Here is a 24,086-nt window from a genome sequence, read left to right as displayed (position 1 = left end):
GTGGTGGGAAGGCGCATGGGCAGGATGGTGTAACCATCCGGCGATAGCCACCCATGCGCTAGATGACAGGCTCCCGAAGGGGCCTTTTTTTATGCCCGAAATCGAGATTTCATCTTTCCAAAACTCCAGCAGACAGCGGAACAAACGTATGACCGGCACAGATAATCAGGCGAGCGGCAATCGAATGACAGGCGCGGAGATCGTGTTGCAGGCGCTCAAGGACAACGGCGTCGAACACATCTTCGGTTATCCGGGCGGCGCTGTGCTTCCGATCTATGACGAGATCTTCCAGCAGGACGACATCAAGCACATTCTCGTCCGCCATGAGCAGGGCGCCGGCCATGCGGCCGAAGGCTATGCCCGCTCCACTGGCAAGGTCGGCGTCATGCTGGTCACCTCCGGTCCCGGTGCGACGAATGCGGTCACGCCGCTGCAGGACGCCTTGATGGATTCGATTCCGCTCGTCTGCCTCAGTGGTCAGGTTCCCACCACGCTGATCGGCTCAGATGCGTTCCAGGAATGCGATACGGTCGGGATCACGCGTCCCTGCACCAAGCACAACTGGCTGGTCAAGGATGTCAACGAACTGGCCGCCGTCATCCACGAAGCCTTTCGCATTGCGCAGTCAGGCCGTCCCGGTCCCGTTGTTGTCGACATTCCGAAGGACATCCAGTTTGCGACCGGCACCTATACGCCGCCGGAAGCCCATGATGTCCAGAAAAGTTATCAGCCGAAAATCCAGGGCGATCTCAACAAGATTCACCAGGCGATCGAGCTGATGAAGAATGCTCGTCGTCCGGTCATCTATTCCGGCGGCGGCGTCGTCAACTCCGGTCCAGAAGCTTCCAAGCTGCTGCGCGAGCTGGTCGAGCTGACAAATTTCCCGATCACATCGACGCTGATGGGCCTCGGCGCCTACCCGGCATCGGGCAAGAGCTGGCTCGGCATGCTCGGCATGCACGGTTCCTACGAAGCCAATATGGCGATGCATGATTGCGACGTCATGGTCTGCATCGGTGCGCGCTTCGACGACCGCATTACCGGCCGCCTGAATGCTTTCTCGCCGAATTCGAAGAAGATCCATATCGATATCGATCCATCCTCGATCAACAAGAACGTACACGTCGATATCGGCATTCTCGGTGATGTCGGCAATGTTCTGGAAGACATGGTTCGCCTGTGGCGCGCCCTTCCGCAGAAGCCTGCGGCGGACCGCCTCAGCGACTGGTGGGCCGATGTTGCGCGCTGGCGTGCGCGCAACTCGTTCGCCTACAAGCCGAGTGACGACGTCATCATGCCGCAATATGCGATCCAGCGCCTTTATGAGCTGACCAAGCATCGCGATACCTACATCACGACCGAAGTCGGTCAACACCAGATGTGGGCGGCGCAGTTCTACGGCTTCGAACAGCCGAACCGCTGGATGACCTCGGGCGGTCTCGGAACCATGGGTTACGGCCTGCCGGCTGCGCTCGGCGTTCAGATCGCTCATCCGGAGAGCCTGGTTATCGATATTGCCGGCGATGCCTCGATCCAGATGTGCATTCAGGAAATGTCGGCTGCGATCCAGCACAATGCGCCGATCAAGATCTTCATCCTCAACAACCAGTACATGGGCATGGTGCGTCAGTGGCAGCAGCTGCTGCACGGAAACCGCCTGTCGAACTCCTACACGGAAGCGATGCCTGATTTCGTCAAGCTTGCGGAAGCCTATGGCGCCGTCGGCCTGCGTTGCGAGAAGCCGGGTGACCTCGATGCCGCCATCCAGGAAATGATCGACGTCAACAAGCCGGTCATCTTCGATTGCCGTGTCGCCAATCTCGCCAACTGCTTCCCGATGATCCCCTCGGGCAAGGCACATAATGAGATGCTGCTCCCGGACGAGGCGACCGATGAGGCTGTCGCCAACGCGATCGATGCCAAGGGTCGCCAGCTGGTTTGATCGATAGTCGGGTGCGGCACAAGCTGCGCCCGGCCGATCTCGCTGGCATACCGAACAAGAACCGAGGAAACGGAACAAGGATCATGAACGCACACCTTCAACCCACGGGCTCCGCCTACTTCATTTCGCCCGAAACCGCGGCGGCCGAGAGCCACACGCTTTCGGTGCTTGTCGACAACGAGCCCGGCGTTCTTGCCCGCGTCATCGGCCTCTTCTCCGGCCGCGGCTACAACATCGAAAGCCTTACGGTTTCCGAGACCGAGCATCAGGCGCATCTGTCGCGCATCACCGTCGTCACGCGCGGCACGCCGCAGGTGCTGGAGCAGATCAAGGCGCAGCTCGAGCGCATCGTTCCCGTTCACCGCGTCGTCGATCTGACGGTACGCGCCCGCGAACTCGGCCAGGAACGGCCGATCGAGCGCGAAGTGGCGCTGCTGAAGGTGACCGGAAGCGGCGAAATGCGCGCCGAAACGCTGCGGCTCGCCGACGCATTCCACGCCAAGGTGGTGGATGCGACCATCGAGCACTTCATTCTCGAGATCACCGGCAAGTCCTCGAAGATCGATCAGTTCATCGCCATCATCAAGCCGCTCGGTCTCATCGAAGTCTGCCGCACAGGCATTGCTGCAATGAATCGCGGTTCGCAAGGGATGTAAGGGCCTGCGGCGTTGAGGGGGCATCGCATATGAGGCAAATCGGGGCTGCAAATTCCTTCTCCCCTTGGGGAGAAGGTGGCCCGAAGGGCTGGATGAGGGGAGCTTTCCGATTTGAATTCACGAATTTTCGTGCTCCTGGCAGACACCCCCTCATCCGCCTGACGGCACCTTCTCCCCGAGGGGAGAAGGGGAAACGCGGTAACAATGGCTGATATCGGCGAAAAGCCATGGCATCCGCCCGCTGGTATGCGCCTCGGCGCCGCGCCTTTCGTACGAAGTGACTTTCCCTGGCTCGGACATTATTTCGGCTCGCAGAAGCTGGCTTCGATCGCTTCTCCTGGAATAGGCGGTGTCGTATCCTGGGGTGGCCGTGCGCCGGCCAAGGTGGCCGCCAGGATTGCGCGGTTTCGCGGATTGCGTCACTGGCATCTGGAGGACGGCTTTCTACGGTCGATGGGGCTCGGCAAGTCCGGCGCTATTCCGCTATCCATCGTTATCGACGATCTTGGTCTGCCCGTCGATGCAAACAGCCCGTCGCGGCTTGAGCGGCTGATAGAAGGTGCCGGGGAGGCGGGAGAGCTCGGCCGCGCAATTCGCGAGCAGATCGTTCTTAACAAGCTCTCGAAATATAATCATCTTCCTCATCGATCGCCTCACATCGAGCAGACGGCCAAGCGGCGCATTCTACTGGTTGATCAGGTCGTTGGCGACGTTTCTGTCGGTCGTGCGCTCGGCTCAAAAGTCTCCTTTGAGAAGATGCTCGCCGATGCGCTGGCAACCGATGCGCAATGCCTGATCCGCACCCATCCGGATGTCATGGCCGGCCTTCGCAAGGGGTATCTCACGCGTGACGCCTCGAAAGGTGATGCAATCCTAGTCGATGACGAGGTATCCGTGGCGTCGATCCTTGACGTCGTGGACGAGGTCTGGACGGTTTCCAGCCAGTTTGGCTTCGATGCGCTTCTGCGCGGCATTCCGGTTCGCTGCTATGCCGCGCCCTTCTATGCCGGCTGGGGCGTGACCGAGGATCATTTCGGCGTTTACACCAAGGCAGCGCTCGCCGGACGCCGGACGAAGCGGCGGACGGTCGATCAGATCGCCGTCGCCGCCTTTTCGCTCTATCCGACCTATCGCGATCCGGCTGACTGGGGCGAAATCGACGTCTTCCGGGCGATCGAGCTGATCGTCGCGCAGCAGAAGGCGGCCGCCTGAACCTACAGCATGTCCAGGGACTTCTTTCGCGACGGCGGCGGGAAGGCGGCATCGAGCACGGCCCAATCCTCATCTGTAATATCGATATCGACAGAGTCTCGATTTTCCTCGATGCGCTGTGCGTTCGAGGATTTCGGGATCGATATGACGCCGTCGCGCTCCAGCAGAAGGGCAAGCGCGATCTGGGCCGGGGTCGCCTGATAGGTCTTGGCGACGCGAATCAGCTCGGGATGATGGAGCAGGCGGCCTTGCTCGATCGGTGAATAAGCCATGATCGGAATGCTGCGCTCCTGGCACCAGGGCAAGAGGTCGTATTCGATGCCGCGTCGGGAGAGATTGTAGAGCACCTGATTGGCGGCGACATTGCCGCCGTTCGGCACGGAAAGCAGCTCGTCCATATCGTCGACATCGAAATTCGAAACGCCCCAGGCCTCGATCTTGCCGGCGGCTTTCAGGCCTTCGAAAGCTTCCACCGTCTCTTCAAGCGGGTAGTTGCCGCGCCAATGCAGCAGATAGAGATCAAGGCGATCGGTATTCAGGCGCTTCAGGCTGCGTTCACAGGCTTCGACCGCGCCTTTGCGGCTGGCATTGGCGGGATAGACCTTGCTGACAAGAAAAACCTCGTCGCGACGGCCTTCGATCGCCTTGCCGACGATCTCTTCCGAGCCGCCGTCTGCGTACATCTCAGCCGTATCGATCAGCGTCATGCCCAGATCGAGGCCGGTCTTGAGGCTGGCGATCTCATCCCTGGCGCTTGCGCTATTCTCGCCCATATTCCAGGTGCCCTGGCCAAGTGCCGGAACCTCGATGCCCGAGGGAAGGGTGACGGTTGGGATGGGCTCGCGCATGATCATTCCTCACTGCAGAAAATCGAAGGATAGAAGCATTCGGCCGGATTTCAATCGACATGCGTCGTGTCACGGTGACAATCATCCTATGGCTTTCGTATGGCCGGCGAACTAATGTCGCACGATAATGCGCCCTCGTATTTTTGCGCGCGTGAAGAAGAATTTTGGATGCCGCCTTGTCACGATACGGTGTCCTAGGAGGCATCATGGCGCTGGATACATTTCTGGCTCTTCTACTTTTTGCATTCACGACCTCAATTACGCCCGGACCGAACAACATGATGTTGTTTACCTCCGGTGTGAACTTCGGTTTCCGGCGCACCATTCCACACATGCTCGGCATCGGCGTCGGCTTTTTTGTGCTGCTGATTGCCGTGGGGTTGGGATTGGGTGCGCTTCTGCACACGGTGCCGGTGCTCTATACCGCGCTTAAATTCGCCGGCGGGGCCTACCTCGTCTGGATTGCCTGGAAGATCGGCACCTCGCGCAGCCTGAGCGAGGCGGAAAGCGATGCAAAGCCGATGAGTTTCATCAGCGCTGCTGCTTTCCAATGGGTCAATCCCAAGGCGTGGGTGATGGCTGTCACCGCCATGGCCACTTACACAAATGAGCAGCTCTATCTCTTCACTGTCCTTCTCGTCGGGCTCGCGTTTGCCGCTGTGAACGTCCCGAGCGTATCGACCTGGGCCGGCTTCGGCTCCGTCCTGCGCGATTGGCTCTCCGATCCTGTCCGGCTGAAATGGTTCAACATAACCATGGCCGTTCTGCTGGTGCTCAGTCTCTGGCCGATGTTAAAGTAGGCGCAAAGAGACAGGGAGACGGCTATGTCCCACGACCACTCGCATGATGACGATGGTCATCATCACCACGACAACCACTATTCGGATATGCAGGCGCGGGTGAAGGCGCTGGAAACGCTGCTGACGGAAAAGGGGTTGATCGATCCGGTTGCGATCGACCGCATCGTGGAGACATATGAGACAAAGGTCGGGCCGCGCAATGGCGCGCAGGTGGTGGCGAAAGCCTGGAGCGATCCCGATTTCGCCGACTGGCTGCGGCGTGACGCGACAGCGGCGATCGCAAGCCTCGGCTTTATCGGCCGCCAGGGCGAGCATATGCGCGCTGTCTTCAATACCCCGGAAACGCATAATCTGATCGTCTGTACGCTGTGCTCCTGCTATCCCTGGGCGGTGCTCGGGCTTCCGCCGGTCTGGTATAAGGCGCCGGCCTATCGTTCGCGTGCGGTGATCGACCCGCGCGGCGTGCTTGCCGAATTCGGCTTGACGCTACCACAGGAAACGAAGATCCGCGTCTGGGATTCGACGGCGGAACTTCGCTATCTGGTAATCCCCGAGCGGCCGGCCGGTTCCGAAGGCATGGGTGAGGCGGCGTTGGCGGATCTCGTCAGCCGCGACGCGATGATCGGCACGGCGGTCGTCGGAATGCCGGAGGCAGGGCTATGAACGGGCCGCACGATCTTGGCGGCCAAATGGGTTTCGGCCCGGTCGCGCCGGAGCCGAACGAGCCTTATTTCCACGCCGAATGGGAAAAGCGCGCGCTCGGCATCACGCTCTCCTGCGGTGCGTTTGGGGCCTGGACGATCGACGAGAGCCGGCATGCGCGCGAAAACATTCCGCCGGCCGACTATCTGGGTGCCAGCTACTACGAGATCTGGACCCGCGCAGTCGATATGCTGCTGGAGCGGCATGGTTTTGCCACGGCGGAGGAGTTGCGCACCGGTCGTTCGCTCGAACAGGGCAGAGTGCCGAAGCGGATTTTGAAGGCGGATATGGTCGACGGTGTGCTGGCCAAGGGCGGTCCTTGCGACCGGCCGGTCGATACTGCACCGCTCTTTGCCGTCGGCGATCACGTCCGCACCAAGAATTTCAATCCGACTGGCCACACCAGATTGCCGCGCTACGCCCGCGCCAAAATCGGTGTCGTTGAGGCCGTGCAGGGTTCTTTCGTCTTTCCCGACGACAATGCCCATGGCCGGGGCGAAAATCCGCAATGGGTCTATACGGTGGTCTTTGACGGTGCGGAGATCTGGGGTGAGGGCGCTGATCCCTCGTTGACCGTCTCGATCGATGCCTGGGAGAGCTATCTTGAGCGCGTGTGAGGTTCCATCGCCTCTGGCGCAATCGCCTGGATTGCCAAAGTCTGCCGATGGTGAGCCGATCTTTCCAGAACCCTGGGCGGCAGAGGCTTTCGCCATTACCGTGCATCTGCACGAGACAGGCCTGTTTTCCTGGAGCGAATGGGCGGAGCGCCTGTCTGGCGAGTTGCACAAGCCGGGCCGCGCGGTCGACGGCAGCGACTATTTCGATTGCTGGGTGGCAGCGCTGTCTGGCTTGCTCGTGTCGAAGGGTATCGCGGATGCCGATGCGATCCTGGCTTTGCAGCAAAGCTGGCAACGTGCGGCGGAGGCCACGCCGCATGGAAAGCCGATCGCGCTGGAGAATGATCCTCGACGTTAGAAGGCGGGCTTGCCTGGGACCATCCCTGCCGTTCGAGGCTTCGATCTGCGACCTCCGCACCTTAGGATAAGGATGGAGCGAGTGTCGAATTCCATGAAAGCTCACCTGATCGGCCTGCGCAAAAGACTAGCCCTTATGGTGAGGAGGGCCAAGGGGCCGTCTCGAACCACGAGGGCGAGTGGCCGGCCCCTATCTAAATGTCCTATGCGAGTGTCCCGCCGGCGTCAGGAAGAGAACTGCTTGTAGCACTCGTCCGCCACCTGCCGCAGCATGTCGCGCGAGATTTCGCCTGTCACGGCATAGCCGAGATCGCCGTCGATCCAGTAGAAGGTCTCGACGGCTTTGTCGCTGGCGATGCGGAAGCTGGTCGTCGTGTTGCCGCTATTGCGCCCCACCAGCACGGTCAGACGCTGGCCGCTGGCATTTTCGTACATGAATAGCGCTCCGGGCGTACCGTTGATCGGCAGCAGCCGGCCACCGACGAGCTGGAAGCCCAGTTTCTGCAGGCTCGGCACCTTGAGGCTAGCGACATTCATGCGCTTCCCGAGCCAAGTGGCAAGATGTGTCTCCTGATCCGCTCCGACTTCGACGGGATGGCGGACATCGCTGGCATAGACGACGAAGGCCGAGTGTGCTTGCTGCGGCAGAGCTTCGATTGATGTCAGCTGCAATTCGGGTCTGGCAAAAAGATCAGGGCCGAAGTGGCCGGCTGCAGCACCGGCGATGAAGAGCGCTAATGAGGCGGCAAGCATCCTCAGCTTGGGGCTTCGTTGCGGGGCAAACGCCTGTGCGGCCGATGAGGTTCCGCTTTTCAAAATGAGGTCTGTGTCGCCATCTCTCGATACCGCATAAGGGGAGAACATGGCCCGGATGTCATGGTTCTGGGTCTGCCATGCAGCCACGGAAGCAGCCTCTTCAGGATTTTCGGCCAGCCATGCATCCAGTTCCGCCTGTTTTTCCGGCGGCAGAAGGCCATCGGCAAAGGCGTGAAGATCCGCTTCGGTCACGGTCGGTTTGTGTTCGTTCATTTTGGTCTCCGAAGCGTGACAACATTGTCTGCATTCAGCAGGCTGGTCATCTTCTGGCGGGCGCGTGACAGGCGCGACATGACTGTGCCGATCGGGATATCGAGCATGTCGGCGACATCCTGATAGCTGTAGCCCTCGACGACGACGAGCATCAGTACCGCGCGATAGTCTTCGCCAAGGCTGTACAACGCCGTTTCGAGGCGCGATCGCTGTAGCGGATCGTTGTCCGTTTCGTCAGCCGGCAGGTGGCTGTTGTCATCGATATCGACGAAGCTGCGGCCGCCCTGCTGGCGCCGCTCGTTGCGGTAAAGATTGGTCATGATGGTGAAGATCCAGCCGCGCAGGTTCAGTCCGCGCCATTGGCCGCGGCGGGTCAGAACCTTCTCGACACAATCCTGAAGCAGGTCCTCGCCATCGGCATCCGACTGGGCGAGGCTGCGCGAATAGCGTCGCAGCGAGGGGAGGAGCGCCAGCACCTCCGCCTCGAAACTATCGAGCGCGGCGGAGGGGCCTGCCGCGCCGTTTCTGGTCCGGTCAGGGCCGTGCGACATCCCAGACGCCCTTGAAGCCGTCACCGGCGACATCACCGGACTTTGCGTCCTTGACGAAGAAATAGAGCGGCATGCCGTCCTTTGCCCACTGTTTCATCCCGTCCTTGCGGGTAATGATCGAATATGCACCCTCTGCTTTGGCTTTGCCATCGGCCATGAGCGGCGGCCAGGCCTTTGCGCAATCGCCGTTGCAATTGGATTCGCCCGACTTGTCGTTCTTGAACGTATAGAGCGTCATACCGTTTTCGCCGGCCAGCACCTTGCCCTTCGCGCTGTCGACCGTCTTGACAGGCGCGGCGAAGGCGGCGGTGGCAAAGGCCGATGCCGCAGCAAGCGCGGCCAGGAAACTCAGGGTCTTCATGATGTCTCTCCTCGGGTGGGTGAACGATGGTCGTCCAGGCCTCGCATTTTGCGTTGCCGGACATGAGACACGCCTGCTCGGGATTTTATTCCCAGCTCGCCGGGTATTTTTTACCGCTTGCTTCCATTAGCCGAATCCTGCCAAGTCGAACCATGCAATTCGCGCCGCAACAAGATGAAGCGCTCAAGGCCGTCGCAAACTGGCTGAAAGAGGGGCGCTCGCCGTTGTTTCGTCTGTTCGGCTATGCCGGCACGGGCAAGACGACGCTTGCGCGGCATTTCGCCGAGCATGTGGATGGCGACGTGCTGTTTGCTGCCTTTACCGGCAAGGCGGCGCAGGTGCTACGCTCGCGCGGCGCCTCCAATGCCAAGACCATCCATTCCTTGATCTACCGGCCGCGCGGTGAAGAGGCCGTCGAGGACGAGGAGACGGGCAAGACATCGATCGCCCCGATGTTCACCATCAACCGCCAGAGCCCGGTCGCCAAGGCTGCGCTGATCATTGTCGACGAATGCTCGATGGTGGACGAAGCGCTCGGCAAGGATCTGATGAGTTTCGGCACGCCCATTCTCGTGCTTGGCGATCCCGGACAGCTGCCGCCCGTTTCCGGCGGCGGGTTCTTCACGAACGAAGAACCGGATTATCTGCTGACGGATATTCATCGTCAGGCGCGCGACAATCCGATCATCCAGCTCGCCATGCAGGTGCGTGAGGGCAAGGAAATCATGCACGGCGACTATGGCACCGCGCAGGTGATCTCGAAGAACGAGGTCACGCAGCCGCTGGTGCTGGAGGCCGATCAGGTGCTGGTCGGCACCAACAGGACGCGCCGGCGTTACAATCAGCGCCTGCGCGAGCTGAAAGGATTTACGGCCGACTACCCGCAATCCGGCGACAAGCTGGTCTGCCTGCGTAACGATCCCGCCAAGGGGCTGCTCAACGGCTCGCTCTGGCAGGTCATGACGTCTTCCCGGGAAACGACGAAGCCCGGCATCAATCTTCTGGTGCGGCCGGAAGACGACGACATGGATCGCGGTGCGGCGAAGATCAAGCTGCTGAAACAGGCCTTCGAGGATGTCGAGGGCGAGATTCCATGGTCGACCCGCAAGCGTTACGACGAATTCGATTACGGCTATGCGCTGACGGTGCATAAGGCCCAGGGTTCGCAGTGGAACAATGTGGTGCTGTTCGACGAGAGCTGGGCGTTCCGCGATACGCGCGAGCGCTGGCTCTATACGGCCATTACCCGCGCTGCGGAGACGCTGACGATCGTCCGATAGGGCAGCGTTTGCGGTAACAAATATCTGCAGAAGGACATTGCTGCCGATGCGTCACCGCGTGGGGATGTTGCTTTGTCGTGCCCATCAAAGTTTTGCATGGAACGATGTCGGAATCTCGTTGGTTTTGTTGACCATAATGGCATAAAACGGCTGCTATCATCCGCTTTGAAAATCAGGGATTTCGATCATGCCCGCCAAGCTTTCCGTGAACCTCAACGCCATCGCGATGCTGCGCAACCGGCGTGATCTTCCCTGGCCGAGCGTTACGGGTTTGGGCCGTATCGCGCTGGCGGCCGGCGCCAGCGGGTTGACGGTTCATCCACGTCCCGATCAGCGGCATGTCCGCTTTTCCGATCTGCCAGACATCCGCGCGCTGATCGATGACGAGTTTCCGGAGGCGGAGTTCAACATCGAGGGTTATCCGAGCGACGAATTCTTCGATCTCTGTGCTTCGGCCGAGCCCGAGCAGGTGACGCTGGTGCCTGACGATCCCTCGCAGGCGACATCGGATCATGGCTGGGATTTCCGCAAGAATCGCGATCTGCTGGTCGATGTCGTCGCCAAGTACAAGACGATCGGCTGCCGCGTCTCTCTGTTTGCCGATGGTGATGGCGATGCTGAGGCGGTGAAGATTGCCAAGGAGGTCGGTGCTGACCGCATCGAACTTTACACCGGCCCCTATGGCGGCTGCTACGATGATCCGCAAAAGGCTGCCGTCATTCTCGAAGCGCTCGGCAAGACCGCCGACGCCGCCTTCGCCAATGGTCTCGATGTCAATGCCGGTCATGACCTGACGGTCGCCAACCTGCCGGCGCTGCTCAAGCGTATTCCGAAGCTCGCGGAGACCTCGATCGGTCATGGGCTGACGGCGGATGCGCTGGAGTACGGCATGGCCGAAACGGTGCGCCGCTTCCGCCGGGCTTGCGGTCAGGTGGTTTGATAGGAATAGGCTTGGGCTGGTCGGGCGAGGGCGTCTTTAATGCGCCATAGTGCCTGGCCCCTCATCTTAGCCTTCTCCCCGCGTGCGGGGAGAAGGGATGACAGCGCGCAAACGGTACTTATCTCATTCGATTGGAGTTCGTGCGTGAGGCATGAAAGCTCCCTCTCCCAGCAAGCGGGGAGAGGGTTGGGGTGAGGGGCCTTGTACAAGGGTGCGGCAAACGAAGCCTCACTTGACCCCTTCCAAAACTCAGCCAGCCAATGCGGTCTTGTGTTCCTCGAAGAAGCTGCGCAGCGTCTGCGGCTCCTTGCCGGTCAGCTTGTTGAAGTCGTTCGTCAGGATGTCGAATTTGCCGGCGCGGGTGTTGGCGTCGGCGGAGACGAGCATGTCGACCACGAAGGGCGGCAGGCCGGCGCCGGTAAGGCCGGCGGCAAGCTGTTCGTCATTGACCTGAACGACTTCGAGAGGACGACCGGTGATCTTGCTGACGACGCTTGCGACGTCCTCGATGGTGACGGCAGTCGAGCCCGTCAGCGTGTAGGTGGCGCTGTCCGTTGCGTCAGAAGCCAGGGCGGCGGCGATGGCGAGCGCGCAATCGTTGCGGCTGATATTGCTGACGCGGCCGTTGCCGGTGGCGGTGTACCATTTGCCGGTTTCGAGGCTGTGTGGCAGGCCCATGAGGTAGTTATCGAAATACCAGGCGTCGCGCAGGATCGTATAGCCGATGCCGCTGGCCTTGATGGCGTTTTCCGTGCCGAGGTGGTCGGGCGCGAAGCTGACGAGCGAATCTTCCGGAGCGGGCATGGAGGTGTAGAGAATGTGCTTCACACCAGCCTTCTTCGCGGCTTCGACCGCAGCCGTCTGCTGCTTCAGGCGCAGGCCGGGCACGGCGAGCGCATCGGTGCTGATGATCAGCAGGCGATCGACGCCGGCGAAAGCGGCGGGCAGGGTAGCGGCATCATCAAAATCGGCCTTGCGGGTGACGACGCCCTTGGCGGCGAGGTCGGCAAGCTTCTCCGGGCTGCGCGTGGCCGCAATGATGCGGCCGGGTGCGACCTTGTATGTCTCCAGAAGGTGATGGATGACGCGCTGGCCAAGCTTGCCGGCGGCGCCGGTGACGAGAAGAGTGCTGCTCATGTGTTTTCCCTTGTTGGACCGCCGCACATTCGCAGAGGCCTTGTTGCTCTCAAAAAGAGACTAGCACTAGAATAGGAATTGACTTCGCAGTGTAAAGGAGGCAGTTTTTCGGCTCCAAGTTACCAAAAGGGAACCGGCATGGCAGCTAGCGCCGTCGTCAATCTGCGTGACAGCATAAATCCGCCGTTACGCGACGTCGATCTCAGCAATCTCGATTTCAGTAACTGTCCGGTGCGGGATCTGATCTCGCAGATCGGCGGAAAATGGTCAGTGCTGCTGCTGGAAACACTGGCCAAACGGCCATACCGTTTCGGCGAGTTGCGCCGTCTTGTGCCCGATATCTCCCAACGCATGCTAACACAAACGCTGCGCGACCTCCAGCGCGACGGCTATGTCGATCGCGAGGTCTTTCCCACCAAGCCGCCAAGCGTCGAATATCGCATGACGGCTCTCGGCCATTCGCTTTACGAGCCACTGGCGCTGCTTCTGAATTGGGCGGAAGCCAATCATGAGGCCGTAAAGGCCGCAAGAGCCCGTTTCGATCAATCGCCGGACTGAGCTGTCACAGTGAAGCCCTTGAAGATCGCCATCGTCGGCGCCGGGCCTGCCGGTCTTGCCGCCTCTCTCTTTCTCACTCGCGCCGGCCATACGACCGATATCATCGAGCGGTTCGATAGCCCGGCTCCCGTCGGCTCAGCGCTGATGCTGCAGCCGACTGGATTGACCGTGCTGGAATCGCTCGGGCTTGGTCCCGCCATCCACGCCGCCGGCAACCGCATCGATCGATTGTTCGGCACGGAAACCACACGGGGGCGCATCGTTCTCGATGTGCGCTACAATGCCTTGCCAGGCGGGCGCTATGGGCTTGGCGTTCATCGTGCGGCCCTGTTCGACACGCTTTACGACGAAGTCTCCGCGCGGCGACATCCGATCCATACCGGCCAGCGTGCTATCGGTGTGGTGGAGGAGGGCGGTGAAAGCTATCTCTCTGTCGAAGGTGGCGAGCGCCTCGGACCTTACGATCTCGTCATCGACGCCAGCGGCGCGCGCTCGGAACTGGTGACGGCATCGCCCGTTGCGCCGCGTGTACGCAACCTCGTCTACGGCGCCTTTTGGGCGACGCTCGATTGTCCGGATGGGCTGGTTGATCAGGCAGCGCTGACGCAACGCTATGACAAGGCGAGCGTGATGATCGGTGTATTGCCGATCGGCAGCAGAAGGCCGGATTTGCCGAAGCAGGCCGCTTTGTTTTGGAGCTTGAAGGTGGCGGACGCCGACGAGGTGCGCAGGCGTGGGCTTGAGCGCTGGAAGCAGACAATCCGCGGCTACTGGCCTGAATGCGAGCCTTTGCTGGAGCAGATTACAGACTGGGACCAGTTGACGCTGGCGCGTTATGCCCATCGCACGGTGATGACGCCCTATAGCGGGCGGACTGTTTTCGTCGGCGATGCGGCCCATTCCACCAGTCCGCAGCTCGGGCAGGGCGCCAACATGGCGTTGCTCGATGTGGCCGCGCTCGCACATGCTTTAGCAGGACATGAAACGATCGATGCCGCTCTTGCTGCCTATGCCAAGGCACGGCGGATGCATGTGCGGTTGTTTCAGCTGCTCTCAGCGGCCTTCACGCCCTTCTATCAATCGGACTCTGCGGCACTGGCCTGGATCCGCGACCGACTGGTCGCAACCATCGCCAAAGTACCGCCGGCACCGCAGATCCTGGCCGGCATTGTCTCCGGCACCCTGGTCGATCCGTTTCACGGCGCAGGCTTGCGGGAATGTGACTGGCTGCGGCAGGCGGTGCCGCAGCCGTCCTGATCATTTCTCGCGCTCGGTTAGAAAGGCAAGCAGCGCAATGACCGGGAAGGCGACGCCGATCCAGGAGGCCATGCTCCAGCCGCCGGTGGCATAGGCCCAGCCGCCGAGCGCCGAGCCAAGGGCGCCGCCGGCGAAGAAGGTCGCCATATAGAGGCCGTTGAGGCGACTGCGATGTTCGGCGCTGAGCGCAAAGATGGCGCGCTGACCGAGCACGAGATTCGTCTGGACGCCGAAGTCGAGCATGATGCCTGACAGCGTCAGCGTGATTAACGCCAGCAATGAACCGCTGCCGGAAAAATGGCCGATCAGGAAGGCGATGATGGCGAGCACCAGGGCGAAGGCTGTGGCAAGCTTCGTCCAGCCACGGTCGGCAACGCGTCCGGCAATCGGCGAGGCGACGGCGCCGGCGGCTCCGGCAAGTGCGAAGAGGGCGATGCCATTCTGTGTCAGGCCGAAGGCAGGGCTTGCCAGCAGCAGCGGCGTCGTCGTCCAGAAGAGGCTGAAGGCGCCGAACATGCAGGCCTGATAGAGCGCTCGCCGCTGCAGGACCGGCGTGCGGAGCGCGAGGTGGCCCATGGAGGACAGCAACTGCCCATAATGCAGTTTCGTATGGGGCACGCGGGTCGGCAGAACAAGGCGCAGGATAACGATCAGCCCGATCATGACACCCGCCGAGATGATATAGACCGCGTGCCACGACAAAAGCTCGGACAGGAAGCTCGCAGCCGGACGGGCCAGCATGATGCCGACGAGCAGGCCGCTCATGACATTGCCGACGACAGCGCCGCGGCTGGCGTCAGGCGCCATATGAGCGGCAAAGGGAACAAGGACCTGCACAGCAACGGATGCAAGGCCTATGCAGAGCGAGGCGAGCAGGAACAGCGACGGCGACCATGCGAAGGCCGCGCCGACAAGCGCGACGGCGGCGAGCGCCACCAGCGTCAGGACCAGTTTCCGGTTCTCGAGAAGATCGCCCAGCGGTACGATCAGCAAAAGGCCGAGGCCGTAGCCGATCTGGGTCAGCGTGACGATGAGGCCGGTCGCCGCCGGGCTGAAGCCGAGTGACTGGCTGATGGGGCCGGCAAGCGGCTGGCCATAGTAGAGATTGGCGGCCACCAGCCCGCAGGCGGCGGCGAACATGAATGTCAGCAGCGGCGAAATGGTTTTTTCCGGGAGCGGCGTGCTCTCCCGTCTGGCAGCGGCAGTTGCGGGCATGTCTCGTCCTCAATAGGAGCGGGGGTTACGTTCCCCGAAATTTCAGTGAAAATCAGTTCAGCAGTTTCATGGCTGTCTCGGCGACGGCGAGCATCTGTTCGGTCTTGCGGCCGGTCTTGCCGATCACGCGCATACCCTTCGTCAGGGCCAGCAGCGAGCAGGCGGTGCTTTCCGGATCGACATGCTTCGATATGGAGCCATCCTCCTGTCCGAGACGGATCAAATTGAGGATACGCCTTTCGTCGAAATCGAAGGCGACGCCGACGCGACCGGCGACTTCTTCGTCGAAAAGCGCAAGTTCGGTTGCGCTTCCGACGACAAGGCAGCCGCGGCGGCCGATCTCCCCGCATGAGGCCTCCGCGAAGAACATCACCAAGGCACGAAGTTTTTCATGAGCATTCGGAGCTTCCGCAAGCGTCTCGTCGATGAGTTGCTGGCGGACCTGACGATACCGGCTGAACGCGGCGAGGAAGATCCCGCGCTTGTCGCCGAAAGCCTTGTAGACGCTTCCTGCGGTCAGACCCATGGCCTCGGTCAATTCGCTGATCGAGGCGGCATAATAGCCGCGCTCGGAAAAAACGCGCAGCGCTTCGTCCAGCGCGGAATCCATGTCGAATTCACGCGGACGTCCACGAAGCTTCGGTGCGATGTCGAGCGTGTCTGTCGTCATGTCATTCTTTTAGGAAATGATCGTTTCCAAATCAAGCGAATTTTTGCGTCGCAGCAAGAATCGGAAGAATACTGATTGCGACCGGTCCCGCTACTCGTGGAAAAACGCCATGTGGATCGCGTCCTTATAGCGGCCGTCGATGCATACGGAATTGCGAGCGAGGCCCTCGCGGACGAAGCCGACTTTTTCGTAGAGCGCGATGGCTCTGTCATTGTCGGCATGCACGCTGAGTTCGACGCGCGCCATTCCTGCATCGCGGGCGGCGCGCAGCGTTGTCTCTATCAATCGACGTCCCAATCCCCGGCCGCGATAGGCTGGGATGATGCCCATGCCGAGCCTGCCAGCGTGGGCATGGGATGGAAAGCCATGACGGCTGATGTCGCACCAGCCGATAACTTTCCCATCGTCTAGGGCGACGAACTGCGGATTGCCTTTTTCGATCATGCTAAGCACGAAAATGCGTGTTTCTTCCAGCGGAAAGGCTTCGAGCAGCGACAGATATTCCCGCTCACGCGCGACCGTGTCGAGCGCCCTGTGAAAACCTTCGATATGCTCGGCTGATATGGGTTCTATCCGGATTTCGCCACTTTCGGCCATCGTTGGTATCTCATTGCAAATCAGGGAAGCATTGAGGATATGGGCAAAACCAGAGGGTGTCCATTCACGCAGTCAGCCGCCTGCCTTCAGAGATCGAGTTCCCATGTCTGACCGTTCAGTTCCGGGCCGAACATGCGGTGCTTCTCCTCTGCGGCGAGCTTGAAGCCCGCCTTGATGTAGATGGCGCGTGCAGTATCGAGAATGTCATTGGTCCAGAGCGAGAGTGTTCTATAGCCGGCATCGCGCGAGAAACGGATGCATTCATCGACCAGCATCTTACCGAGGCCGAGGCCGCGCGCGCTCTTGTCAACATAGAGCAGCCGAAGCTTTGCGACGCCGTCGCCGCCATCGGCGATCATGGCGGAGCCGACATTGAGGCCGCCTCGCTCGGCAATCCAGCACCGATCTTTTTGCGGATTGAAATTAGACAGGAATTTGCCGGCGACTTCGGCCACCAAGCCTTCGAAGCGATCGTCCCAGCCGAATTCCTCGGTGTAGAAGCGTGCCTGGCTTTGTACGATCCAGCCGATATCACCGGGTCGGTGATTGCGAATGATCACGCGGGGCGCTTCGGTTCGATCAGGGCCGAGTGTTTCCTGTATCGTCTGCATCGCTGCAACGACACGCTCGGGTTCGCCGGGCGCGAGTTTTTCGAAATATCCGGCGATCTGCGCGCGTGAGCGGCGGACGAACTCCTCGAACTGCGCCTGTCCCTTGTCGGTGACTTTTATGACCTGGCTGCGCGCATCGGTCGGGTCCGGCGTCGTTTCGACCAGCCCATCCTCGCGAAAGCGCTTGACGATACGGCTGAGATAGGCGGGGTCGAGATGCAGCTCGCGTGTCAGCGCGGAAGCTGCGACGCCACCGCGGAAGCCGACTTCGAACAGCACGCGCACATCCGTGAGCGTATAGGGGCTGTCGAGATAGGCCTTGTTCAGGACGCCGAGGAAATTCGTATAGAAGCGATTGAAGTTACGAACGGCATCGATGGTCGTGAAATCGGCAGCGGCGGGCATGACATCGTCTCCTCAGGTATGGAGACGATGTCTGATATTTATTGGACTCAGTCAAGTAAATTGATTGGCGTCAGGCGGCGCAGCTGCTGCGAGCCTTTGCATCCGCAAGAGCAAAGTTTACGGCGGCTTCCGCGTGGATCGTCGTCGTGTCGAAGCTCGGCAGGATCAGCGCCTTCGGATCGAGGATGAGGCAGATCTCGGTGCAGCCGAGAATGACGCTGTCTGCACCTTCCGCCTTGGCGCGTTCGATGATGCCGTTCAGCTTCCGGCGCGACTCGTCCTTGATGATGCCGGCGCAGAGTTCGTTGAAGATGATGTCATGCGTGACGGTGCGATCCTCGGGACCGGGGACCATGATGGAGACGCCGTTTTCAGCCATACGCTCGGCATAGAACCCATGTTCCATCGTATAACGGGTGGCGAGCAACAGCGGCTTGACCCGGCCTGCGGCCTTCAGTGCCGCCGCGGTTTCATCGATGATGTGAATGAGCGGCACGGAAACACGCTCGGCAACCTGAGGCGCGATCAGATGCATGGTGTTGGTGCAGATCAGCACGCATTCGGCGCCGGCCAACTGCAGGCGCTGCGCGGCATCGGCGAGGCGATCGGCGGCATCGTTCCAGCGCCCAACCTTCTGTAGCGTAACGATTTCCTCGAAGTTGACGGAGTACATGACCAGCTCCGCAGAGGAGAGGCCGCCGAGGCGCTCGCGGACCATTTCGTTGATCAGGCGATAGTAGACTGCCGAACTCTCGAAACTCATGCCGCCGATCAGGCCAATGGTGCGCATAATGCTGTTCTCCGCTCGTGGATTTTGAATGGAGGAATAGTGCGGCGATTCATCCGCCGGATGTTTGCGTTTTTTGAAGCTTATCAGGATCTATATGCAAATGTTTGCGCATTTTTCGATTTATGTGCAAAACATTGGCGTATATATGAGGAGTTGCCGTACATGCTTGATGAACGTGACCGAAAGATTCTCGAATTTCTGCAGGCGGATGCCGGCATCTCCGTCACCGAACTTGCCGATCGCGTTGCCCTGTCGGTGTCGGCCTGCTCGCGCCGCATACAGCGGCTTGAGGAAAGCGGGCATATCGCCCGGCGTATCGTCGTGCTCGATCGCGAGAAGATGGGAGTGCCAACCACGGTCTATGCGATGATCAAGACGGCGCATCACGCCGACGAGTGGATCGAATCCTTCCGCAAAGTCATCGGCGATATCCCCGAGATCGTCGAGGCGCATCGGCTTACCGGGAATTATGATTATATCCTCAAGATCGTCTTGCCGCGTGTCGAGCATTACGATGTCATCTATAAACAGCTCGTGCGCAAGATCGAGCTCTTCGACGTCTCGGCGTCGATCTCGATGGAGGAACTTAAAAGCGGCGCCTCCGTTCCTGTCGGGTATGCACAATAGGTGCCTTGGCCATATCGTAGCCGTGCAGAGGTGCCATGCATAAAAGATGGTTGCTGCATATCCTTCTCAACCCTACGTTTTTGAGCAGAGTTAATCGCGAGGTGTTGCCATATGCAGGATCATCATGTCGTCGTGGTCGGAGGCGGCTTTGGTGGGGTACAGCTCGCCAACGATCTGAAGGGTGCTCCCGTCCGGATCACGATGATCGATCGGCGCAATCATCACCTCTTTCAGCCACTCCTCTATCAGGTCGCAACCACTCTGCTTGCGACCTCCGAGATCGCCTGGCCGATCCGCAATTTCTTCCGCGATCGACCTGACGTGACGACCTTGCTCTGCGAGGTTGTCGGCGTCGATAGCGCGGCGCATGAGGTGCTCCTGAAGAACGGTCAGAAGATCCATTACGACACGCTGGTGCTGGCAACCGGCGCTACCCATGCCTATTTCGGCCATGACGAGTGGGAGCCGGTGGCGCCTGGATTGAAGACGTTGGAGGATGCAACCACCATCCGCCGGCGCCTCTTGCTGGCCTTTGAGCAGGCGGAAATGGAAACCGACCCTGCCGTCCGCGAGGCGCTTTTGACCTTCGTGATTGTCGGCGCCGGTCCTACCGGGGTTGAACTCGCCGGGATCATCTCGGAACTGGCGAGGACGACATTGCCGAAGGAATTCCGCAATATCGATACCCGCAAGGCGAAGATCCTGCTCGTGGAGGCCGGTCCGCGGGTGCTGCCGGCTTTTGCGCAGGAACTCTCCGACTATGCGCACAAGGAACTCGAGCTGCTGGGCGTCGAGGTCCGTTTCGGCAAACCCGTCACCTCATGCTCGGCAGAAGGCGTGACGATCGGCGACACCTTCGTGCCGTGCCGCACCATCGTCTGGGCGGCTGGCGTCGAGGCGTCGCCGGCGGCGAAATGGCTTGGCATTCCAGCCGATCGTGCCGGCCGCGCCATTGTCGACAAGGATCTGAGGGCGCCGGGCAAGGAGGATATCTTCATCATCGGCGATACCGCAGCCGTCATGCGTGACGATGGCAGCCCCGTGCCGGGGATCGCTCCGGCTGCCAAGCAGCAGGGCGCTTATGTCGCCAAGGTCATCAAGGCAAAGCTTGCGGGCCAACCGGCGCCGGGACCGTTCCACTATCGCCATCAGGGCAGCCTTGCGACAATCGGCAAAAGTGCTGCGATCATCGATTTCGGCTGGATTAAGCTGAAGGGATGGCTCGCGTGGTGGGTCTGGGGGCTTGCCCACATCTATTTCCTGATCGGCGTGCGTTGGCGCATCGCCGTCGCCTGGAGCTGGCTTTGGATCTATATCAGCCGGCAGCACAGCGCCCGGCTGATCACGCAGAAGGAAACCATGCGCGAGGAATGAAAAAGGGCAGCCGTAGCGGCTGCCCTTTTCGTATGAGTTGCTGCGCAACAGTGCTTATGCCAGCGAAGCGATGTCGATGACGAAGCGGTAGCGCACGTCGCTCTTCAGAACGCGCTCATAGGCTTCGTTGATTTCCTGGATGTTGATCTTTTCGATCTCGGCCACGATGTTGTGCTCGCCGCAGAAGTCGAGCATTTCCTGGGTTTCCTTGATCGAGCCGATCATGGAACCGGAAAGGCTGCGACGGCCGGGGATCAGCGAGAAGGCATGCACCGGAACCGCATGTTCGGGAACGCCGACCAGCACCATGCTGCCGTCATACTTCAGCAGGTTGAGATAGGCGTTCCAGTCGATCGCCGTGCCGACCGTGTTGATGATCAGATCGAAGGTGCCGACAAGCTTCGTGAAGGTCTCGGCATCGCTGGTGGCGTAGTAGTCCTTCGCGCCCAGCTTGAACCCGTCTTCCTTCTTCGACAGCGTCTGGCTCAGAACCGTGACATCGGCGCCCATGGCATGGGCCAGCTTCACGCCCATGTGGCCGAGGCCACCCATGCCCACGATCGCGACCTTCTTGCCCGGCCCGGCTTTCCAGTGGCGCAGCGGCGAAAAGAGCGTAATGCCGGCGCAGAGCAGCGGTGCGCCCGAATCGAGCGGGATATTGTCGGGAAAGGAGAGGACATAGCCTTCCTTGACGACGATCGAGTCGGAATAACCGCCGAAGGTCGGCGTCTTGCCGTCGGCTTCGACGTCGTTGTAGGTCTGGACGAGACCAGGCATGTAATGTTCGTAATCCAGGTCGCGTGTGGCGCAGGTCGTGCAGGAATCGACGAAGCAGCCGACGCCGACGCGGTCGCCGACCTTGAACTTCGTGACCTGGGAACCGACGGCAGTCACGATGCCGGCGACTTCATGGCCGGGTACCATCGGATACTTCGAGCCGCCCCATTCGTTGCGGGCCTGGTGAATGTCGGAATGGCAGACGCCGCAATACTTGACGGAGATGACGACGTCGTCCGCGTTCGGGTCGCGACGGTCGAAAGTGAATGGTGTGAGCGGCTTGGACGCGTCGGTTGCTGCATAACCCTTTGCGATAGGCATGGGAGATTTCCTTATCTTTTCGGATGGGTTGGGAGTAGAATTTCGATGCCCCACCATGCATCAGGTCCGGGCCACAGCGTTAGAGCGATCCTGCAAGCTTTATGTACGATCCTGCGAATCTAAATAAGCAGCGGGTCTTTCGCGATCGAACGGTGCTACCTAGATAGGCATCGATATCTGCTCGAAAACAGTTGGTTGCGCATGACACTGCCTTTCAATCCCAATCAGGAACTCGCGTCGATCGTTGCACGTTTCGCCACGGAAGACGGCGAACACCGCACACCGATAGACAATCTCAATCTCTATCGGCAGTCGGCCGCGACCGTGTGGCAGCATGGGGCCTATCGGCCATGTTTTGCAATCGTGGTTCAGGGCCGCAAGAACCTGACAATCGGCGCCGAGACCTACAATTACGGTGTCGGCGAGTATATTTTGACCGCGCTCGACCTTCCGGTATCGACGCAGGTCACCAATGTCGGCAGCGATACGCCTTATCTTTGTTTCGGTATGGCGCTCGACAGCGAACGGTTGAAAGAGCTCCTGTCGCGCGTCAGCATTCCGCGTCAGGCGTTGACCGAGCCTGTGCGCGGCATTGCGGTCAATGCCGCTTCGCCGGAACTGCTTGATGCCTCGCTGCGGCTGCTCCGATTGCTTGATCGGCCCGAAGATATTCCAGCCATGGCGCCTTTGATCGAGCAGGAAATCCTCTATCGCCTGCTGACCGGTCCGAATGGCCCTCGGCTGCTGCAGATCGCGATGGCGGAGAGCCAGAGCAACCGGGTGGCGCGGGCCGTCGCTTGGCTCCGCGGCAACTATACGCAGCCGCTGCGCATCGAAGAACTCGCCGAACGCGTCGGCATGAGCGTTTCGTCGCTGCATCACCATTTCAAGACTGTTACGGCACTATCGCCGATGCAGTATCAGAAGCAGCTTCGGCTTCATGAGGCGCGCCGGCTGATGATCGTCGAGCAGCTTGACGTGGGATCGGCCGGCCATCGCGTCGGATATCAAAGTCCCTCGCAATTCAGCCGGGAATACAGCCGCCTTTATGGCCTGCCGCCGCTTAAGGACGTCGAGGCGATGCGCAATAGCGTGGTTGCCGCCGAGTAGGTTTCGGGCCGACGGCAGTTAGCTGATCGGCGCGTTGCAGCTGCCGCCATTCCATGTGTAGCTCGGCGTGACGTCCTGCGGCCCCCACAGACCTTCGAAACGATGATAGCCGGCATCGAAGCGGATCGTCAGCGAGCCCATTCCATATTTGTCGAACCATCGCAGTGTTCGCGCTCTGCCGGGTGTCGTTCCGATTTCCGAGAGTGTGCCGACCGTTGTCTCGCCATCGTCGTTGAAACGATAGGTTCCCGCTATGTGGCCCTTCGCATCGACCTGGAGCGACGTTTCAACATCGACCAACCGATCGCTCGAGAGAAGCTTGCCGCAATAGTGCCCGGCGGGACGCGTTAGGGATTTTGACGCTGCGTCAGCCGGCACGGGTAGATGAAATAGTCCGCTCGCAAAGCAGATTCCAGCAATCCAGGTGATTGCCTGGCGTCTACACTTTTCCATGCGTCCGACGCGTCAGGCTGACGCCGCTTTATAAGATTGATTGACCATGGGTTTCACCGAACGATCTCGCAGCAATAGAGACCGACATGATCTATCTATTGTGCGCACGCCATGACAAGTGTCCTCCGTCTTTTTAACGCGGTGCAGCAACGAATTCCGCTTGACGGCTGCATCGGTGTCCTGCATAAAGCGCCACGAACCGTACCGTACGGTACGCATTTGGGAGTAGCCATCGTGCTGAGCGAAGCAGGACAGTCGAGCGAGTTTTCGCCGCGCCAGAACGCCGTTCTGGAACAGGCGCTGCGTCTCCTCGTCGACGGCGGCGAGAAGGCGCTGACGACCTCGGGCGTTGCACGCGCCGCCAATTGCTCCAAGGAAAGTCTCTACAAATGGTTCGGCGATCGCGACGGCCTGCTGTCGGCGATGATCACCTATCAGGCCAGCAAAGTTCGCACCTTCGAGCGCAATGGCGAGCGGCTAAATACGATAAGCCTGCACGATCATCTCGTGATTTTCGCGCGTGATCTGCTTGAGGTTCTGGCCGGCGACGTCTCTCTCGCATTGAACCGCCTGGCGATCGGTCAGTCGAACCGCGACGGATCGAAGCTCGGCAAACTGCTTTTGGAGCGCGGGCGGCGGCAGATCGACCGCCGCGCCATCGGCCTCATCGATGCCGGCAAGCGGGCAGGGTTGCTGCGCTTCATCGATGCCGACGAGGCATATCACACGCTTTACGGGCTCATCGTCTCCGATCTGCATGTGCGCATGCTGCTCGGCGAGCCCGGTTTGAAGGATACGAGCCGTCAGGCGGAGAAGGCGGTCAGCGCCTTCCTCAAGCTTTACGGCACGGAAAAGGTATTGGCGGAAGCAGCAGCGACCGTCTGACAAT

The 24,086-nt window shown here is 60.3% G+C and carries 27 protein-coding genes; 15 read left to right on the top strand and 12 right to left on the bottom strand.

Translation table 11 applies throughout. The features are described from left to right. The first annotated feature begins 148 nt into the window (after positions 1-148). From FHX05_RS03365 to FHX05_RS03355, 3 genes are all read left to right on the top strand, one after another. Complete coding sequence (locus FHX05_RS03365) at positions 149-1,942, top strand: acetolactate synthase 3 large subunit (RefSeq protein WP_015340284.1); 1,794 nt, start codon at positions 149-151, stop codon at positions 1,940-1,942. 83 nt (positions 1,943-2,025) lie between these two features. Then, the gene (gene ilvN / locus FHX05_RS03360) at positions 2,026-2,598 is read left to right on the top strand and encodes an acetolactate synthase small subunit (RefSeq protein WP_112334546.1); all 573 of its coding nucleotides are present in this window, start codon (positions 2,026-2,028) and stop codon (positions 2,596-2,598) included. Positions 2,599-2,802: 204 nt separating this feature from the next. Further along, a complete protein-coding gene (locus FHX05_RS03355) occupies positions 2,803-3,810 on the top strand; it encodes a capsular biosynthesis protein (RefSeq protein ID WP_183870663.1) in 1,008 nt (335 codons plus the stop codon). A 2-nt stretch (positions 3,811-3,812) separates the two neighbouring features. Here the strand turns inward: FHX05_RS03355 and FHX05_RS03350 are convergent, their stop codons facing one another. Beyond that, positions 3,813-4,661 carry an aldo/keto reductase gene (locus tag FHX05_RS03350; RefSeq protein WP_348648310.1) on the bottom strand — a complete coding sequence of 283 codons (849 nt, stop codon included), beginning with the start codon at positions 4,659-4,661 and terminating at the stop codon, positions 3,813-3,815. A 203-nt stretch (positions 4,662-4,864) separates the two neighbouring features. Here FHX05_RS03350 and FHX05_RS03345 point away from each other — a divergent pair, with 203 nt between their 5' ends. From FHX05_RS03345 to FHX05_RS03330, 4 genes are read left to right on the top strand one after another with little or no spacing between them, the layout of a single operon-like run. Continuing rightward, positions 4,865-5,458 carry a LysE family translocator gene (locus tag FHX05_RS03345; RefSeq protein WP_112605352.1) on the top strand — a complete coding sequence of 198 codons (594 nt, stop codon included), beginning with the start codon at positions 4,865-4,867 and terminating at the stop codon, positions 5,456-5,458. Positions 5,459-5,482: 24 nt separating this feature from the next. Continuing rightward, a complete protein-coding gene (gene nthA, locus FHX05_RS03340; RefSeq protein ID WP_183709728.1) occupies positions 5,483-6,121 on the top strand; it encodes a nitrile hydratase subunit alpha in 639 nt (212 codons plus the stop codon). Beyond that, on the top strand, positions 6,118-6,777 hold the full coding sequence (nthB, locus tag FHX05_RS03335) for a nitrile hydratase subunit beta (protein ID WP_183870661.1): 660 nt from the start codon (positions 6,118-6,120) through the stop codon (positions 6,775-6,777). Before nthA ends, nthB begins: the two co-directional genes overlap by 4 nt. Next, entirely contained in the window at positions 6,764-7,135 is a 372-nt protein-coding gene (locus tag FHX05_RS03330; RefSeq protein ID WP_183870660.1) for a nitrile hydratase accessory protein, read from the top strand. The genes nthB and FHX05_RS03330 overlap by 14 nt, the downstream gene beginning before the upstream one ends. 224 nt (positions 7,136-7,359) lie before the next feature. On the opposite strand, the gene FHX05_RS03325 is transcribed toward FHX05_RS03330, so the two are convergent. Genes FHX05_RS03325 through FHX05_RS03315 form a run of 3 tightly spaced genes read right to left on the bottom strand, consistent with a single transcriptional unit; the run spans position 7,360 to position 9,075 of the window. After that, positions 7,360-8,163, bottom strand: coding sequence for an anti-sigma factor (locus FHX05_RS03325; RefSeq protein WP_183870659.1), 804 nt, complete (start codon positions 8,161-8,163; stop codon positions 7,360-7,362). Continuing rightward, positions 8,160-8,714: an RNA polymerase sigma factor gene (locus tag FHX05_RS03320; RefSeq protein WP_183870658.1), complete on the bottom strand. Its 555-nt coding sequence runs from the start codon at positions 8,712-8,714 to the stop codon at positions 8,160-8,162. Before FHX05_RS03320 ends, FHX05_RS03325 begins: the two co-directional genes overlap by 4 nt. Continuing rightward, positions 8,698-9,075 (bottom strand): hypothetical protein, encoded by a 378-nt coding sequence (locus FHX05_RS03315; protein ID WP_112605370.1) that lies wholly within the window; start codon positions 9,073-9,075, stop codon positions 8,698-8,700. Before FHX05_RS03315 ends, FHX05_RS03320 begins: the two co-directional genes overlap by 17 nt. A gap of 152 nt (positions 9,076-9,227) precedes the next feature. Between FHX05_RS03315 and FHX05_RS03310 the strand changes: the two genes are divergently transcribed. Together FHX05_RS03310 and FHX05_RS03305 are read left to right on the top strand one after the other, a co-directional pair. Then, positions 9,228-10,355: an ATP-dependent RecD-like DNA helicase gene (locus FHX05_RS03310; protein WP_112398953.1), complete on the top strand. Its 1,128-nt coding sequence runs from the start codon at positions 9,228-9,230 to the stop codon at positions 10,353-10,355. Between the two features lie 187 nt (positions 10,356-10,542). Further along, positions 10,543-11,295, top strand: a complete 753-nt coding sequence (locus tag FHX05_RS03305) for a pyridoxine 5'-phosphate synthase (RefSeq protein WP_112605376.1) — start codon at positions 10,543-10,545, stop codon at positions 11,293-11,295. A gap of 249 nt (positions 11,296-11,544) precedes the next feature. On the opposite strand, the gene FHX05_RS03300 is transcribed toward FHX05_RS03305, so the two are convergent. Next, positions 11,545-12,432, bottom strand: a complete 888-nt coding sequence (locus FHX05_RS03300; protein WP_183870657.1) for an SDR family oxidoreductase — start codon at positions 12,430-12,432, stop codon at positions 11,545-11,547. A gap of 138 nt (positions 12,433-12,570) precedes the next feature. Here FHX05_RS03300 and FHX05_RS03295 point away from each other — a divergent pair, with 138 nt between their 5' ends. Both FHX05_RS03295 and FHX05_RS03290 read left to right on the top strand, forming a co-directional pair. Continuing rightward, positions 12,571-12,990, top strand: a complete 420-nt coding sequence (locus tag FHX05_RS03295; protein ID WP_112334569.1) for a helix-turn-helix domain-containing protein — start codon at positions 12,571-12,573, stop codon at positions 12,988-12,990. Positions 12,991-12,999: 9 nt separating this feature from the next. Further along, the gene (locus FHX05_RS03290) at positions 13,000-14,247 is read left to right on the top strand and encodes an NAD(P)/FAD-dependent oxidoreductase (protein WP_183870656.1); all 1,248 of its coding nucleotides are present in this window, start codon (positions 13,000-13,002) and stop codon (positions 14,245-14,247) included. On the opposite strand, the gene FHX05_RS03285 is transcribed toward FHX05_RS03290, so the two are convergent. From FHX05_RS03285 to FHX05_RS03265, 5 genes are all read right to left on the bottom strand, one after another. Further along, on the bottom strand, positions 14,248-15,462 hold the full coding sequence (locus FHX05_RS03285; protein ID WP_112605387.1) for an MFS transporter: 1,215 nt from the start codon (positions 15,460-15,462) through the stop codon (positions 14,248-14,250). It lies immediately after the preceding gene. 52 nt (positions 15,463-15,514) lie between these two features. Then, complete coding sequence (locus FHX05_RS03280; RefSeq protein ID WP_183870655.1) at positions 15,515-16,132, bottom strand: TetR/AcrR family transcriptional regulator; 618 nt, start codon at positions 16,130-16,132, stop codon at positions 15,515-15,517. 90 nt (positions 16,133-16,222) lie between these two features. Then, complete coding sequence (locus FHX05_RS03275; protein ID WP_183870654.1) at positions 16,223-16,729, bottom strand: GNAT family N-acetyltransferase; 507 nt, start codon at positions 16,727-16,729, stop codon at positions 16,223-16,225. An 86-nt stretch (positions 16,730-16,815) separates the two neighbouring features. Beyond that, complete coding sequence (locus FHX05_RS03270) at positions 16,816-17,745, bottom strand: helix-turn-helix domain-containing GNAT family N-acetyltransferase (RefSeq protein WP_183870653.1); 930 nt, start codon at positions 17,743-17,745, stop codon at positions 16,816-16,818. Positions 17,746-17,815: 70 nt separating this feature from the next. Continuing rightward, on the bottom strand, positions 17,816-18,535 hold the full coding sequence (locus FHX05_RS03265) for an aspartate/glutamate racemase family protein (RefSeq protein WP_183870652.1): 720 nt from the start codon (positions 18,533-18,535) through the stop codon (positions 17,816-17,818). A 162-nt stretch (positions 18,536-18,697) separates the two neighbouring features. Here FHX05_RS03265 and FHX05_RS03260 point away from each other — a divergent pair, with 162 nt between their 5' ends. Together FHX05_RS03260 and FHX05_RS03255 are read left to right on the top strand one after the other, a co-directional pair. Beyond that, positions 18,698-19,162, top strand: a complete 465-nt coding sequence (locus FHX05_RS03260) for an Lrp/AsnC family transcriptional regulator (protein ID WP_015340263.1) — start codon at positions 18,698-18,700, stop codon at positions 19,160-19,162. Positions 19,163-19,273: 111 nt separating this feature from the next. Beyond that, positions 19,274-20,536, top strand: coding sequence for an NAD(P)/FAD-dependent oxidoreductase (locus FHX05_RS03255; RefSeq protein ID WP_183870651.1), 1,263 nt, complete (start codon positions 19,274-19,276; stop codon positions 20,534-20,536). Positions 20,537-20,590: 54 nt separating this feature from the next. On the opposite strand, the gene FHX05_RS03250 is transcribed toward FHX05_RS03255, so the two are convergent. Further along, positions 20,591-21,634 carry an NAD(P)-dependent alcohol dehydrogenase gene (locus FHX05_RS03250; RefSeq protein WP_183870650.1) on the bottom strand — a complete coding sequence of 348 codons (1,044 nt, stop codon included), beginning with the start codon at positions 21,632-21,634 and terminating at the stop codon, positions 20,591-20,593. Between the two features lie 201 nt (positions 21,635-21,835). Here FHX05_RS03250 and FHX05_RS03245 point away from each other — a divergent pair, with 201 nt between their 5' ends. Next, positions 21,836-22,744 (top strand): AraC family transcriptional regulator, encoded by a 909-nt coding sequence (locus FHX05_RS03245; protein ID WP_183709747.1) that lies wholly within the window; start codon positions 21,836-21,838, stop codon positions 22,742-22,744. A gap of 18 nt (positions 22,745-22,762) precedes the next feature. On the opposite strand, the gene FHX05_RS03240 is transcribed toward FHX05_RS03245, so the two are convergent. Next, positions 22,763-23,197 (bottom strand): hypothetical protein, encoded by a 435-nt coding sequence (locus tag FHX05_RS03240; protein WP_183870649.1) that lies wholly within the window; start codon positions 23,195-23,197, stop codon positions 22,763-22,765. A gap of 234 nt (positions 23,198-23,431) precedes the next feature. Between FHX05_RS03240 and FHX05_RS03235 the strand changes: the two genes are divergently transcribed. Then, complete coding sequence (locus FHX05_RS03235; protein WP_183870648.1) at positions 23,432-24,082, top strand: TetR/AcrR family transcriptional regulator C-terminal domain-containing protein; 651 nt, start codon at positions 23,432-23,434, stop codon at positions 24,080-24,082. The last annotated feature ends 4 nt before the right edge of the window (positions 24,083-24,086 follow it).

Origin of the sequence: Rhizobium sp. BK491, from assembly GCF_014194925.1 — a bacterium.
Taxonomy (GTDB): Bacteria; Pseudomonadota; Alphaproteobacteria; order Rhizobiales; family Rhizobiaceae; genus Rhizobium.
This window is presented reverse-complemented; position numbering and strand designations above follow the sequence as displayed.